This window comes from Rhizobacter sp. Root1238 (genome assembly GCF_001425825.1).
GTDB lineage: Bacteria > Pseudomonadota > Gammaproteobacteria > Burkholderiales > Burkholderiaceae_C > Rhizobacter.
The window spans coordinates 264487-278733 of the sequence record NZ_LMDM01000047.1 but is presented as its reverse complement, the minus strand read 5'-3'; the positions used below and the strand labels follow the sequence as shown (position 1 = coordinate 278733).

Below are 14247 nucleotides of genomic sequence, written 5' to 3'. Positions count from 1 at the left end.
GCGGCACAATGCGCGCGACGCGGCCGCCCCACGAAGGCGGCCACCCCGGCCGCCTTATTCATTCTGAATCTCATGGAAAAGCGAGTTAGGTTCGATTCGCAGGTCCTGCCCTGGATGCTGGTCGCCCCGCAGCTGGCGATCTGCGCGGTCTTCTTCTTCTGGCCCGCCGCCCAGGCGCTGCTGCAGTCGATGCAGGTGCAGGACAGCTTCGGCCTGTCGACCGAATGGGTCGGGCTGGAGAACTTCAAGACGCTGTTCAACGACTCGGCCTACCTCGAATCCTTCAAGGTCACCGCGGTGTTCTCGCTGCTGGTGGCGGTGCTGGGCATCGCGCTGTCGCTGATGCTGGCGATCTTCGCCGACCGCATCGTGCGCGGCGCGCTGTTCTACAAGACGATGCTGATCATCCCGTATGCGGTGGCGCCGGTGGTCACCGGCGTGCTGTGGGTGTTCATGTTCTCGCCGTCGATCGGCGTGGTGGCCTACGGGCTGGACCACGTCTTCGACTTCCAGTGGAACCACCTGCTGAACAGTTCGCATGCGATGACGATGATCGTCACCGCGGCGGTCTGGAAGCAGATCTCGTACAACTTCCTGTTCTTCCTGGCCGGCCTGCAGTCGATCCCGAAATCGCTGATCGAGGCCGCGGCGATCGACGGCGCTCGCCCGTGGCGGCGCTTCTGGACCATCCAGTTCCCGCTGCTGTCGCCGACCACCTTCTTCCTGCTGGTGATCAACATGGTGTACGCGTTCTTCGACACCTTCGCGATCATCGACGCCACCACCCACGGTGGCCCCGGCCGCGACACCGCGATCCTGGTCTACAAGGTCTACCAGGACGGCTTCAAGGGCGGCGACCTCGGCGGCTCGGCCGCGCAGTCGACGGTGCTGATGCTGATCGTCATCACGCTGACCGTGCTGCAGTTCCGCTACGTCGAAAAGAAGGTGCAGTACTGATGGTTGAAAGACGCCCCACCCTCGGCATCCTGGCCCACGCCGTGATGATCCTCGGCGTGCTGATCGTCGCGTTCCCGCTGTACATCGCGTTCATCGCGTCGACGCACACCTCGCAGGCCATCCTGCAGGTGCCGATGCCGCTGTCGCCCGGCGGGCACTTCTGGGAGAACTACCTCGCGGCGCTGAACGGCCACGGCGGCGGTGCCGGCTCGAACGCGCCGGTCGCCCGCATGATGTGGGTCAGCCTCGTCACCGCGCTGGTCATCACCTTCGGCAAGATCGCGATCTCGCTGCTGTCGGCCTTCGCGCTGGTGTACTTCCGCTTCCCGCTGCGCGGGCTGGTGTTCTGGGCGATCTTCGTCACGCTGATGCTGCCGGTCGAGGTGCGCATCAGCCCGACCTACAAGGTGGTGTCCGACCTCGGCATGCTGAACACCTACGCCGGCCTGACGGTGCCGCTGATCGCGTCGGCCACCGCGACCTTCCTGTTCCGGCAGTTCTTCCTGACGGTGCCCGACGAGCTGGTCGAGGCCGCCCGCATCGACGGCGCCGGCCCGATGCGCTTCTTCAAGGACATCCTGCTGCCGCTGTCGAAGACCTCGATCGCGGCGCTGTTCGTGATCCAGTTCATCTACGGCTGGAACCAGTACCTGTGGCCGCTGATCGCCACCACCGGCGAGCAGATGTACCCGGTGGTGGTGGGCATCCGCATGATGATCGCCGGCGGCGACTCCGGCAACGAATGGAACATCGTGATGGCCACGGCCATCCTTGCGATGCTGCCGCCCGCGGTCGTCGTGATCCTGATGCAGCGCTGGTTCGTCAAGGGCCTCGTGGACACCGAGAAGTAAAGAACAGAACATGGCAGCCATTTCCCTCCAGAACGTCGTCAAGCGCTACGGCATCGGCCCGAAGGCGAACCAGGTCATCCACGGCGTCAATGCCGAGATCGGCGACGGCGAGTTCATCGTGATCGTCGGTCCGTCGGGCTGCGGCAAGAGCACGCTGCTGCGCATGGTGGCCGGGCTCGAAGAAGTCTCCGGCGGCACGATCTCGATCGGCGGGCGCGTCGTCAACGACGTCGAGCCGTCCGAGCGCGACATCGCGATGGTGTTCCAGAACTACGCGCTCTACCCGCACATGAGCGTGTTCGACAACATGGCCTACGGGCTGAAGATCGCGAAAGTGCCGGTCGCCGACATCAAGACCCGCGTCGACAAGGCGGCGAAGATCCTCGAACTCGGCGCGCTGCTGCAGCGCAAGCCGCGCGAGCTGTCCGGCGGCCAGCGCCAGCGCGTCGCGATGGGCCGCGCGATCGTGCGCCAGCCGCAGGTCTTCCTGTTCGACGAGCCGCTGTCCAACCTCGACGCGAAGCTGCGCGGCCAGACCCGCCTGGAGATCCGCAAGCTGCACGCCGAGCTCGGTGTCACCTCGCTGTTCGTCACGCACGACCAGGTCGAGGCGATGACGCTCGCGCAGCGCATGATCGTGATGAACGCCGGCCACATGGAGCAGATCGGCTCGCCGGAAGAGGTCTACGCCCGGCCGGCCACCACCTTCGTCGCGAGCTTCATCGGTTCGCCGCCGATGAACCTGCTGACCGGCCGCGCGCAGGGCACGCGCTTCGCGTTCGGCGGCGTCGACCTGCCGCTGCCGGCCGCCGCACCGCGCGACGGCGAACTGATCCTCGGCGTGCGCCCGGAGCACCTGGGCCATGCGAGCGTCGCGCACGACGGCGGCTGGCCGCTCGCGATCGAGATGGTCGAGATGCTCGGCGCCGAACGCCTGGTGCACGGCCGCATCGCCGACCACGGCTTCACGCTGCGCATCGACGGCACGCTGGTGCCGCCAGCACCCGGCAGCACGCTGCACCTGAAGCCGTCGGCCGAGCACCTGCACTGGTTCGATGCGGCGAGCGGCAAGCGGGTCGCGACATGACCACGTGGCCGTACCCGCTGTGGATCGCGCACCGCGGGGCCGGGCTGCTCGCCCCTGAGAACACGCTGGCCGCGTTCCGCGTCGGCGCCAGCCACGGCTACCGCGCGTTCGAATGCGACGTGAAGCTGAGCGCCGACGGCGTGCCCTTCCTGCTGCACGACGCGACGCTGCAGCGCACCACACCCGAGCGCGGCAAGGCGTCGGAGCGCAGCTGGGACCAGCTGTCGCGGCTGGACGCCGGCGGCTGGCACAGCCGCGGCTTCGCCGGCGAGCCGATCCCGAGCTTCGAGGCGATCGCCCGCTACTGCCTGCGCAACGGCTTCGCGCTGAACATCGAGATCAAGCCGACGCCGGGCGACGAGGCCGAGACCGGCCGCGTCGTCGCGCGCGAGGCGGCCCGGTTGTGGGCCGGCGAGGCGGTGCCGCCGCTGCTCAGCTCGTTCAAGCCCGACGCGCTGGCGGCCGCGCGCGACAGCGCACCGGCCCTGCCGCGGGCGCTGCTGCTCGACAGCCTGCGCGACGGCTGGCTGCAAGAGGCGCAGTCGCTCGGCTGCGTCGCCGTCGTCACCCACTACGGGCTGGTCGACGCCGCGGTGCTGGCCCGCGTGCATGGCGCCGGGCTGCGCGCGCTGGTCTACACCGTGAACGACCCGGCCGAGGCGCGCCGGCTGGCGGGGCTGGGCATCGACGGCATCATCACCGACGCGGTGAACCGCTTCTCACCCGGCAGCGCGATCCACGACTGACGACGGCCCGGGCCGCACGTCGGCCTCGGCGCCCATCCAGTCCTCGACGTTCTCCAGCTTCGGCAACTCGCGCACATTGCGGATCACCGGGTGGCGCCCCGCCACCGCGGCCACCAGCAGCACCGCGGTGCCGGCGAACGCCAGCGACGCGCGCAAGCCCACGTGCTCGCCCAGCCAGCCGCCGATCAGCGCCCCCGGCCCGGCCGGGATCAGGATCAGCCAGCGCATCGTCGCCGTCATGCGCCCGAGCAGCGGCTCGGGCGTCACCGCCTGCCGCAGCCCGAGGAAGTTGATGAAGATCAGCACCGCGCCGGCCGAGAAGCACAGCAGCATCGCCGCGAACGCCGCGATGCCCCAGGAATTGGCCGGCGCCACCGCCAGCACCAGCCAGCCGACGCCGCAGATCACGAACCCCAGCACCAGGCACGGCCCCGGCCCGTAGCGCCGGCTGATGCGGTTGCCGTAGATGCTCGCGAGGATGGTGCCGCCGCCCATTCCCATGTAGCTGAGCCCGACCGCCTGCTCGCTGAGGCCCAGCGTGCGGGTCGCGAACAGGATCTGCACCACCAGCGCCGCGTGGTGGCACATCTGCCACAGGCCCACCGCAGCCGCCAGCGCGATCAGCAGGCGCTGGCTGCGCACGAAGCGCACGCCGGCCTGCAGGTCGCGCCAGAAGTGCGCATCGGCGCGCGGCCGGCGGTGCTCGATGATGCGGATGCCGCGCAGGATGCCGGCCGACAGCAGCAGCAGCACCGCGTCGACCAGCAGCGCGAGCGGCGCGCCCACCAGCTTGATCAGCGCGCCGGCCAGCCCCGGCCCGGCCACTTCGGCGCCCGAGGTGGCCAACGCGTTCTTCGCATGCGCCTCGACCAGCCGCTCGCGTGCCACCACCTGCGTCAGCACGATCTGCGCCGCGGTGCCGGCGGTGGTGTAGACGGTGCCGATCACGAACGCGACGATGTACATCCACGGCATCGTCAGCCAGCCCATCCACCAGGCGAAGGGCACGCTCGCGACGATCACCGCCAGGCTGGATTCGCCGAGGATGTAGACCGGCAGCTTGCGCACCCGGTCGAGCCAGACGCCGGCCGGCAGCGAGAACAGCACGAACGGCAGCGTCTCCATCATCGTCAGCAGCCCCATCTGCGTGGGCGACGCATGCAGCAGCACCGCGGCGGTCAGCGGCAGCGCGAGCATCGTGACCTGGCCGCCGAACGAGCTGATCAGGATGGAGGTCCAGAGCCGGCGGTAGGTGGCGTCGTGCAGCAGGTCGCCGGGTCGCAGCGAGAGCCGCGCCCGCCAGCGCCGGCGCCAGGCGGCCCAGCGGCCGGATCCCTCGGGCCAGCGCATCATCGTTTTCCTCCGTAATTCGTGCGGCATTGTTCTCAACGCAAGCCGCACAGTGTGCCGTGGTTCGCTACCATCCGCAGACGACGGCAGCACACGCCGCACACATCGGGCAGCACATCACGGAGGTGCACGACATGGAAGGCTTGCAGATCCTTCACCTGGAGGACGACACGCTCGATGCGGAGCTCGTCCACCGCGAAGTGGCGCGGCTCGACATCCAGCCCCGCTGGGTCACCGTCAGCTCGAGCGAGCAGTTCTACGACGCGATCGAGAACACCCGCTTCGACGCGATCCTCTCCGACAACCGCGTCCCCGGCATCGAGGGCCTGCAGGCGCTCGAAGTGGCCCGGCAGCGCCGGCCCGGCATGCCGTTCATCTTCGTCAGCGGCAACACCGACCCGCGCTGGGCCGAGCACTGCCTGGAGGCCGGCGCCACCGACTACGTCCCGAAGGACCAGCTATTCCGCCTGCCGAGCGCGCTGCGCCGGCTGCACGACGCGCGCGAGGCCGAGCGGCTGGCGGCGCTGACACGCGGGCGCGCGCTGCTGGTCGACCTGGTGAAGGAGCTGTCGCTCGCGCGCAGCGTCGACGCGATCGTGCGCATCGTGCGGCGCGGCGCGCGCGAGCTGAGCCAGGCCGACGGCGCGACCCTCGTGATGCGCGAAGGCGACTTCTGCCACTACGTCGACGAAGACGCGATCGGCCCGCTGTGGAAGGGCGGCCGCTTCCCGCTCGACGCCTGCATCAGCGGCTGGGCGATGCTGAACCGGCAGGCGGTGACCATCGCCGACGTCTACCAGGACCCGCGCATCCCGCACGACGCCTACCGGCCGACCTTCGTGAAGAGCCTGGTGATGGTGCCGATCCGGGCCGAAGCGCCGATCGGCGCGATCGGCACCTACTGGGCGGACCCGCACGATGCGACGCCCGACGAGGTGCAGTTGATCCAGGCGCTGGCCGACTGCTGCTCGCTGGCGTTCGAGAACGTCGCGGTCTACGAGAACCTGGAACGCCGCGTGCAGCAGCGCACCGCCGAACTGCAGGAAGCCAACAGCGAGCTCGAGGCCTTCACATACTCGGTGTCGCACGATCTGCGCGCGCCGCTGCGGGCGGTGCAGGGCTACGGCGAGATGCTGCTGGCCGACACGGTGCCGCCGCTGCAGGGCCAGCCGCTGCTGTTTGCGCAGAACATCCTGGCCGCGTCGCAGCGCATGAACACGCTGATCGAAGACCTGCTCGGCCTGTCGAAGGTGACGCGCGCGCAGGTGCGGGTGCAGTCGGTGCACATCGGTGCGATGGCCCGCGACATCCTGGCCACGCTGCAGGCCGCGTGGCCGCAGCGCAGCGTGCGCGTCGAACTCGACCCGAGCCTGGTCGCCGACGGCGACGCCGGGTTGCTGCGGCTGGCGCTGGAGAACCTGTTGTCGAACGCCTGGAAATTCACCAGCAGGCGCGACGACGCGACGATCTCGTTCGGCGTCGAGGCGCAGAAAGACGGCCGCCTCGTCTACTGCGTGCGCGACAACGGTGCCGGCTTCGACATGGCCTACGTGCAGCAGCTGTTCGAGCCGTTCCGCCGGCTGCACCGCGAATCCGACTTCCCCGGCACCGGCGTCGGCCTGGCGATCGTGCGGCGCGTGATCCAGAAGCACGGCGGCGAGATCTGGGTCGCGGCCGAGAAGGACAAGGGCGCCAGCTTCTTCTTCACGCTGCCGGCGCGCCGCGTGGCGCGCTGACGGCCGGCCGTCAGCGCAGCCGCTGCTTCAGCAGCGCGTGCAGCCGCTCGCGCAGCTCGGGTGTCATCTCGCCGAGCGAGCCGCGGCGGTTCGGCGGGATGTGCGCCGCCGCGTCGCGCCGTGCATCGAACACGTAGTGCTCGAAGATCGCGCTCCAGCCGCGGCGCTCTTCGGCCGGCAGTGATTTCAGGCACAGCAGCGCATGCAGCAGGCTGTCGAGCGCCGACGGCACCGGGTCGTTTGCCGCCAGCGCACCGCGCCACCAGTAGTTCACCAGCATGTTGAAGCCGGCGAGCGATTCGACCTGGTGCCACCACAGCGCCGGGATCAGGATCGCATCGCCCGGCGCCAGTTCGGCCACCTGCGCGGCGGCCATCGCGTCGCGGAATTTCGGGAAGCGCTCGAAGTCGGGCGCCGCGAAGTTCACCAGGCTGATCGGCGTGCCGGTCGGGGCGTGGTCGAGCGGGCCGATGTACAGGTTGCCGATCTGCTCCGGCGGGAACAGCGTGAAGCGGCGCCGGCCGGCCACCACGCAGGCGATGTTGCTCGACTCGTCGAAGTGCGCCGGCGTCGTGATCGCATTGCCGAGCCAGAGGCGCGGCACGATGCGCCCGCCGAGCAGCGGCAGCGGGTTGTCGTCGACGAAGCCGGGCAGGCAGTCGGGGATCGGCGAGCTCTGCACCGCCACCGCCGGCGGGTTCGGGAAGGCCGAGTAGCGCAGCACCTGCTCGAGCACCGTCGACAGCGGCAGCTGGTTGCGCATGAAGTTGAAGCCGCTCATGTCGGCGTTGTAGAACAGGCGCCCGTGCTGGTCGGGCGGCGTCATCACCGCCTGCACCTGGCTGCCGTTGTCGTGGTCGGCCAGGTACTGCGCGAGCGTCAGCGGCGAGGCCAGGCCGTGGCGCACCGCGGGCCAGTGCTTCACGAGCCCGCGCAGGATGGTCGGGCGGGCGCTCGCGAGCACCTCGCGGCGCAGCGTCTCGTCGTCGAGGTCGACGACCTCAGGGATCGGTGTGCGGGTGATCGGCTGGGACGGCATGGTGCGCCGAGGATAGCCCACGCAATGCCTCGGCCACTTGCGCCACCACCGGCGCCCAGTCGCCTCGCGCCGCCTGTCGGAACAGCCGCAGCGCGCCCGGGTACCACGGCGAATCGTCGCGGTCGGCGAGCCAGCGCCAGTCGGTCATCTGGTGCGGCAGCAGCACCCAGCAGGGCTTGCCGAGCGCGCCGGCGAGGTGGGCGACCGCGGTGTCGACGCAGACCACCAGGTCGAGCGCCTGCACGATCGCGGCGGTGTCGGCGAAGCTGCCGATCTCGCCACCCAGGTGCAGCGCGACCGGCGCACGGGTGGCCTCGTCTTCGCCGGCGCCCTTCTGCAGGCTGATGAACTGCACGCCGGGCACGGCGGCCAGCGGCGCCAGCAGGTCGATCGACGGCAGCGAGCGCTCGTCGTCGTTCTCGAAGGCGGGGTTGCCTTTCCAGACCAGGCCGACGCGCAGTGCCGTCGTCGGCAGGGCCTGGTGCAGGCGCAGCTGGCAGCGGGCGACGGCTGCGGGCTCGGCCTGCAGGTAGGGCTGCGTGGCGGGAATCGTGTCCGGCCGGGTGTTCAGGTGGCGCGGCGCGCTGGTCGCGGACGTCCAGCAATCCCAGCGCGCGGGCGGCAGCAGGCCGTCGGAGGGCAGCAGCTCGTCGACACCGTCCAGCGTGGCCAGCAGTGCCAGCAGCGGCGGGGGGCACAGCAGCGTGACCTGGCGCGCGCCGGCCCGTTTCAGCAGGGTGGCGAAGCGGGCGAACTGGATCATGTCGCCGTAGCCGCCCTCCAGGCCGACCAGCACCGCGCGGCCGTCGAGCGATTCGCCGTTCCAGCGCGGGCAGGTGACGCGTCCGGCCAGGTCGAGCTGCCAGCCGCGCCAGGCGTAGTGCGCCCAGCCTTCGTCCCATCGCCCGTCACGCAGGCACAGGTAGGCAAGATTGATGTGCGCCTTCGGGTAGTGCGGGTCCAGCGACAGGCTGCGCCGGCAGCAGGCTTCGGCGTCCTCGTGCCGGCCCATCTGCACCAGCAGGACGCTGAGGTTGGACCAGCCGGCGGCCGCGTCGGGGTCGAGCTGCACGGCCGTCCAGCAGCCGGCCAGCGCCTCGTCGAAGCGCTTCAGCCGCGCCAGCAGCGCGGCATGGTTCAGGTGGATGGTGGGCTGCTGCGGCCGCAGCGCGAGCGCGCGCCGGTAGCAGGCCTCAGCCTCGTCGAGCCGGCCGGCGGCTTCGGCCAGCCAGCCAAGGTTGGCGTGGGCCTCGCCGAGCTCGGGCTCGATCGCGACGGCCTCGCGGAAGCAGGCCTCGGCGCTCGCCGCGTCCTGCGCGGCAAGGTGGCGGGTGCCGTCGAAGAAGCGTTGGGCGGCCGTGGTGGGCATCTGCCTATTGAATCGAAGAGGCATCGTTGCAAAGGCCGGAATCGCCACGCGAAACCCGGCTTGTTCGGCTTGACATGCCTTGTGACGTGAACGGAATTCAGTCTTCAGTCATTTCACGTGGCACCTTGATGACTTGGAACCGCAGGCTCGACCGCAGCAATTTCAAGGTCGCACGCTGGCCGCGATTCATGTCTCGCGAGCAAAGCAGCAAGCTCACGTTGTCGAGCAGCTCGCGACGGCGCACCCGTCCCTTTTTGTCCGACCAGGCACCTATCAGTTCCTCGACATGCTCGAACCTGACGGTCGCAAACTCATGCAGAAACGCCTTCAGCGATTCCTGGCGCTTGTAGAGCGGATCGCTCGTCGCCAGCGAGTTGCCCCAATGCGCTGTCAACAGGTCGCCCAGCAACCGAGGCTGTATCGGAGGCGCCTCCTGCGAAGCCAGCGCCGCCACATCCGCATCGAACACCAGCATCTCGATCAGCGTGCCGTCAATCCGGATCTCATGGGTCGGATCGAACACCGCCGCGCGGGCGATTTTTGCGGCTTGCTCAAAATCCTGGAGACGGCAGTGCTTCCCGAAAACCTCCCTCAACGTCCTGGTATCGGCGTCTTGGAAGCTGATGTCCATGGCCTCGAGACTGTCCTCGAACCCTTGGCGGTACATGCCGATGTGAGCGTGCTCCGCCTTGATCGTCGGCAGCCCGGTGCTGCGGGAAATCGTGTCCTTGATCAGCTTGAGCGCCTCTCCGCGCGTTTTCCTGGCCGCAAGCTTCTCGTGGAGTCGGATCCCGAGCTGGATGCGTTGCAGCGGATCGAAGCCAAGCGCCTGCAGGATGACAACGGCGTCACTCGACCCCAGTTTTCCCTTGGATTTCGCCTGTTGCGCCGCATCGAGCAAGCTGTTGGCCAGCAGTTCGACGGCCAGCGACACGCAGCTTGCTTCGGCATAGGACTCTTTTCGCTCCCCAGCAAACGCGTCGTCACCGCCGATGGGCGTACCGGCGCCATAGGTCACGTCGAAGCCGGCCAGGAATGCGCGTTCGAGCTCCGCGATTTCGGGCGTGTTCAGCAGAATGCTGGCGCCATCTTGCTGATCTCGCTTCTGCAGATGCGCCGCGCGGCGCACGACGTGCAGCTTGTAACCCATCGTCGCGTAGTAGGCCATCAGCGCCGCGGCGGGGATCGCCCCGACCAACGGAACCACGGCAGCCGCCGCCGTCCCTGCGATGACACCCGTCATGCTCATCGGCAGCAGCAAGCCCGATGCGGCACCGCCGCCGGCGCGCACCACACCGTTCAGCCCGCGGCCGACCGCGAACTTTTCATTTTTCCGGGCGAGTTTCAGCTGGTCGTTGAAGAACCCCCGGCAGGCCTGAGCGATCGCGTCGGACGTATCGCCCGTCAGCAGGTCGCCCTCGATCAACGCATCCAAGGCAGATATCGCGCGTTTGCAGCGGGCGATGTCTGCGCGGGCGGCCGACCGTTCGGCCAGCGCCTGGTAGGACTCGATGAGGCCAGCACCCAGGCTGCCGGCACCCGCCACCGCGCCGAGGCTGCTCGTGACCTCCGATACGGAGCCCGCGGTGTAAGCCACTCCCTTGGCAAAGTTCACGGTCGCGGAGGCGGGGGCCACCACGACGTCCTTGGCCATGCCGCTGTTGAGGCCTCGATACGCGTGGCCATTTGCTTCAGCGGCGTTGGCATGCGGACACCGGGGGTCTTCGTCGCTTTCCAGGTCTGCTGACTTCCGCCTCGCGTACTCCGCGATGATGCCCGCGGTGTCCTTCCAGCTGCACAGCGCTTCCCGGCAACGGCTGAAGGCATCCGCCTCGGCCGGCGTGGGGTCCTCCTCGTTCAGGGCCAGCTTGGTCAGGAAATCCATGTAGCCCCTGAAGTTCAGGACCACCTCGAGCTTCGCCGAGTACACCTTGTCGGCCGCCGTCTGCCGGTTCTTGTAGATGTTCGCGGCGTTGTACAGCGACAGCGGTAGATTGAACATGTCGGGGTAGCCGTCGCCGACGGGCTGCTCGTGCAGCGGGAGGACCACCGCCTTGGCAGTCTGGTCTGGCGACCACGTCATGAAATCTGCCTGGTGACCCTTCCGATTCGCAGGAGTCACCGAAGACCCCAGCGGCCGTTGGGTATGACCCTTCTTCCTGGGCGGCAGCAATTTCTGCACCGCCGTTGCGGGTGCCTGCAACACCCCGTCGACCACCTTGCCGCACTGTTCCAGCTGCTTCTTCGCCGGGCTGATCGGCATCTTGCCGTGGCGGTCTTGCTTGAGCTTCAGGCTGCCGTCGGCGGCAAACTCGATGCGATCCGTTTTCAGCGCCTTGCGGGTGGCACGCGCGACGTAAGGCGTCACGACATCGCCCAATGCCCATTCGCAACGAATCCACCCTGCCAACGAAGCACGGTCGATGGACGGGCCGCACAGGATCAGCGGATCGGGGTTGCCCGGATGGATGGTGTCGGGAGTCGGTCGCAGAAGGCCACCTTCGTCGTCTAGATACTCGCCCGCGCGTGGCCCGTGCGCGGCATACAACGAGGCCAGGAAACCTGCATTCTTGGGCTTGTGTCCATTCGCGCCAGGCACCAGGCTCGGCCACGGCTTCTCTCCTCGCAGCACGCAGGCGAGAGAGGCTGGTGCAAGCCCGACGGACTTCGAACGCGGGCACCCGATCCTCGGAAGGGGGTGGCCTCGGGCCGTGGAAGTCGACCTTGTGAGGCCTCTTCGGAGGACCGGTGCCCGTGAACCCCGTTCGAAGGGGGATGAAGGCTCTTTGACTTCAATGGAGCTGCGCCGAGAACTGCACCGGCTTGTGCTGGGAGACTGGTTCATGGCCGCATCTCGATCCATCCGGCAACGAGCGCGTCGGCATCCGCCGGCACGTCGGCCGCTTGATGCGCCAGCAGGGCACGCCAGTGAGGCACCCACTCCGGCAACTGCCGCATGATCAGGCAGGCCAGGCCGTCGTTCTGCTGCTCCAGCACCTCCAAGGGCTGCTGCACGATCGCGACGATGTGCCCACTGGCGGCCTCCAGACCAAGCACCGGCACCGCGTCGCTCTCGGCGTCGAGGTTGAGCGCCAGCAGGCGCCGGAAGAACCTGCTGTCCGCGCCTCCCGGCGGCAACCCCAGGTCGACCAGAATGCGGCACGCATCGTCGGACCAGAGGTCGATCAGCACATCATGGCCGTCGACACTCAACAGCCCGCGTTCCCTCACATCGGCCGCCGCATCGCGTGGCAAGGCCTTGCACAGTTGCGACAACAGCGCATCGAATCGTTCTTGACTCATCGGGTCGCCCTTCGTGGGGTTTCCCTCCCTGACCAATCCGCTCCCGGGGCATGGGTCGTGCCCTTCGCAGATGGGAGCTGTGTGGTCAGGGCGTGTCGGTTCGTTCCCGTCGGCTCACCATCGTTGACAGTCGCAGCCGCACTTGTTCACGGTCCACGATCAATAGTGCGGCGGCAATTCGTCGCGCAGGCTGCGGAACGGTCCGGCGTCCTGCCCCGCCCCTTGCTGGCGCAGCAGCGCGATCTGCGACGCCATCTGCTCGATCTGCTGCTGCTGGCGGGCCACCAGGGCATTCAGCGCATCGAGCAAGTCCTCGGTGAAGCTGGCCTTGATCTCGAGGGCGGTCAGGCGCCGGTCTGTTTCATGTTGGAAGTCCATTCCGGTATTGGACCTCAGCGGGGACACGGGTTATCCCGTAGAGTTCAGCCTTCCTCCGCGCTGTCCATCCGCCTCTCGTGAACCTCCCCCTGCTCGCCCTCGCCGCCGCCGCCTTCGGCATCGGCACCACCGAATTCGTGATCATGGGCTTGCTGCCGGACGTCGCCCGCGACTTCGGGGTCACCGCACCGGTGGCCGGCATGCTGGTGTCCGGCTATGCGTTCGGCGTCACGATCGGTGCACCGATCCTCGCGATCCTCACGGCCCAGTGGCACCGCAAGCGGGCGCTGGTCGCGCTGATGGGGCTGTTCATCCTCGGCAACGCGCTGTGCGCGGTGTCACCCAACTACGAATTCCTGATGGTCGCGCGCGTCGTCACCGCGTTCTGCCATGCGGCGTTCTTCGGCATCGGCGCGGTGGTGGCCGCCGGGCTCGTGCCGCACGAGAAGCGGGCGCAGGCGGTCTCGCTGGTGTTCACCGGGCTGACCGTGGCCAACATCCTCGGCGTGCCGCTGGGCACCGCGCTCGGCCATGCCGCCGGCTGGCGCTCGACGTTCTGGGCCGTCACCGGCATCGGGCTGGTGGCCATCACCGCGCTGTGGCGCTGGTTGCCGTCGGCGCTGCCGGCGCAACAGGGCAGCATCCTGCGCGAGTTCCGCGCCATTGCCCGTTTCCAGGTGCAGTGCGCGCTGCTGATCAGCACGCTGGCCTCGGTCAGCATGTTCAGCGTGCTGACCTACATCGCCTACCTGCTGCGCGACGTCACCGGCTTTTCGCCCGACCAGATCAGTTGGGCGCTGATGCTGTTCGGTGGCGGCATCACCATCGGCGGGTTGCTGGGCGGCAAGCTGGCCGACTGGCGGCTGATGCCGGCGATGGCCGGGCTGTTCGCCTGCATCGCGCTGGTGCAAGTGGCGTTCTCATGGACCGTCCCGTTCGCACTGCCGGCGATGGTGACGCTGTTCGTCTGGGGCATCGTCTCGTTCGCGATCGGCCCGGCCGCGCAGGTGCGCGTGCTCGACACCGCAGTCGGCGCGCCCAATCTCGCGTCGACGCTGAACCAGGGCGCGTTCAACCTCGGCAACGCCGGTGGCGCCTGGCTTGGCGGCCTGCTGATCGCCGCCGACCGGCCGCTCACCGATCTGTGCTGGCTCGGGGCGGGCGTCGCGGTGCTGGCGCTCGGGGTCGTGCTGGTGTCGGCGCAGGTGGACAAGCCAAGAAGGCTGGCGACCGTCTGAGGGTCGCGCATGCAAAGGCGCGGGTGGGGAGGCTGTGGCGCGCCGTCGGGGGCGGTCCTCGGCCCCAGGGGGCCGAGGACTTCCCTCCGCTGGCTGGCTTCATGGCCCGTCGCCGAAACTCCCTCCACTCACTTCGTTCGTTGTGGTCAAACAGTCGGCGACAGTCAGTTCACGAAGCGAGTCAGTTCACGAA

Annotated in this window: 12 protein-coding genes; 6 read left to right on the top strand and 6 right to left on the bottom strand. The window is 68.6% G+C overall.

The window, feature by feature from the left end:
- Positions 1 to 72 precede the first annotated feature (72 nt).
- The 4 genes from ugpA to ugpQ are packed head-to-tail and all read left to right on the top strand — an operon-like array spanning position 73 to position 3641.
- Positions 73 to 957 (top strand): sn-glycerol-3-phosphate ABC transporter permease UgpA, encoded by an 885-nt coding sequence (ugpA, locus tag ASC98_RS25345; RefSeq protein WP_056812669.1) that lies wholly within the window; start codon positions 73 to 75, stop codon positions 955 to 957.
- A complete protein-coding gene (ugpE, locus tag ASC98_RS25340) occupies positions 957 to 1808 on the top strand; it encodes a sn-glycerol-3-phosphate ABC transporter permease UgpE (protein WP_056812672.1) in 852 nt (283 codons plus the stop codon). Before ugpA ends, ugpE begins: the two co-directional genes overlap by 1 nt.
- 10 nt (positions 1809 to 1818) lie before the next feature.
- Positions 1819 to 2895, top strand: coding sequence for a sn-glycerol-3-phosphate import ATP-binding protein UgpC (locus tag ASC98_RS25335; protein WP_056812675.1), 1077 nt, complete (start codon positions 1819 to 1821; stop codon positions 2893 to 2895).
- The gene (gene ugpQ, locus ASC98_RS25330) at positions 2892 to 3641 is read left to right on the top strand and encodes a glycerophosphodiester phosphodiesterase (RefSeq protein WP_056812677.1); all 750 of its coding nucleotides are present in this window, start codon (positions 2892 to 2894) and stop codon (positions 3639 to 3641) included. Before ASC98_RS25335 ends, ugpQ begins: the two co-directional genes overlap by 4 nt.
- Here the strand turns inward: ugpQ and ASC98_RS25325 are convergent.
- Positions 3615 to 4994 (bottom strand): MFS transporter, encoded by a 1380-nt coding sequence (locus tag ASC98_RS25325; RefSeq protein ID WP_235581391.1) that lies wholly within the window; start codon positions 4992 to 4994, stop codon positions 3615 to 3617. The two genes, ugpQ and ASC98_RS25325, sit on opposite strands and share 27 nt — an antisense overlap.
- A gap of 131 nt (positions 4995 to 5125) precedes the next feature.
- On the opposite strand from ASC98_RS25325, the gene ASC98_RS25320 reads away from it, so the two are divergent.
- Positions 5126 to 6727, top strand: coding sequence for an ATP-binding protein (locus ASC98_RS25320; RefSeq protein WP_056812722.1), 1602 nt, complete (start codon positions 5126 to 5128; stop codon positions 6725 to 6727).
- 10 nt (positions 6728 to 6737) lie between these two features.
- On the opposite strand, the gene ASC98_RS25315 is transcribed toward ASC98_RS25320, so the two are convergent.
- The 5 genes from ASC98_RS25315 to ASC98_RS25295 all read right to left on the bottom strand — a co-directional run bounded on the left by ASC98_RS25315 (position 6738) and on the right by ASC98_RS25295 (position 12816).
- On the bottom strand, positions 6738 to 7766 hold the full coding sequence (locus ASC98_RS25315; protein WP_056812680.1) for a cupin-like domain-containing protein: 1029 nt from the start codon (positions 7764 to 7766) through the stop codon (positions 6738 to 6740).
- Positions 7729 to 9135 carry a tetratricopeptide repeat protein gene (locus ASC98_RS25310; RefSeq protein WP_082542060.1) on the bottom strand — a complete coding sequence of 469 codons (1407 nt, stop codon included), beginning with the start codon at positions 9133 to 9135 and terminating at the stop codon, positions 7729 to 7731. The genes ASC98_RS25315 and ASC98_RS25310 overlap by 38 nt, the downstream gene beginning before the upstream one ends.
- A 97-nt stretch (positions 9136 to 9232) precedes the next feature.
- Positions 9233 to 11683: a hypothetical protein gene (locus tag ASC98_RS25305; protein WP_235581390.1), complete on the bottom strand. Its 2451-nt coding sequence runs from the start codon at positions 11681 to 11683 to the stop codon at positions 9233 to 9235.
- A 293-nt stretch (positions 11684 to 11976) separates the two neighbouring features.
- The gene (locus ASC98_RS25300) at positions 11977 to 12411 is read right to left on the bottom strand and encodes a CesT family type III secretion system chaperone (protein WP_162249304.1); all 435 of its coding nucleotides are present in this window, start codon (positions 12409 to 12411) and stop codon (positions 11977 to 11979) included.
- Between the two features lie 186 nt (positions 12412 to 12597).
- Positions 12598 to 12816: a SlyX family protein gene (locus ASC98_RS25295; protein ID WP_056812692.1), complete on the bottom strand. Its 219-nt coding sequence runs from the start codon at positions 12814 to 12816 to the stop codon at positions 12598 to 12600.
- A 77-nt stretch (positions 12817 to 12893) separates the two neighbouring features.
- Between ASC98_RS25295 and ASC98_RS25290 the strand changes: the two genes are divergently transcribed.
- The gene (locus ASC98_RS25290) at positions 12894 to 14054 is read left to right on the top strand and encodes an MFS transporter (RefSeq protein WP_056812694.1); all 1161 of its coding nucleotides are present in this window, start codon (positions 12894 to 12896) and stop codon (positions 14052 to 14054) included.
- Positions 14055 to 14247 lie beyond the last annotated feature (193 nt).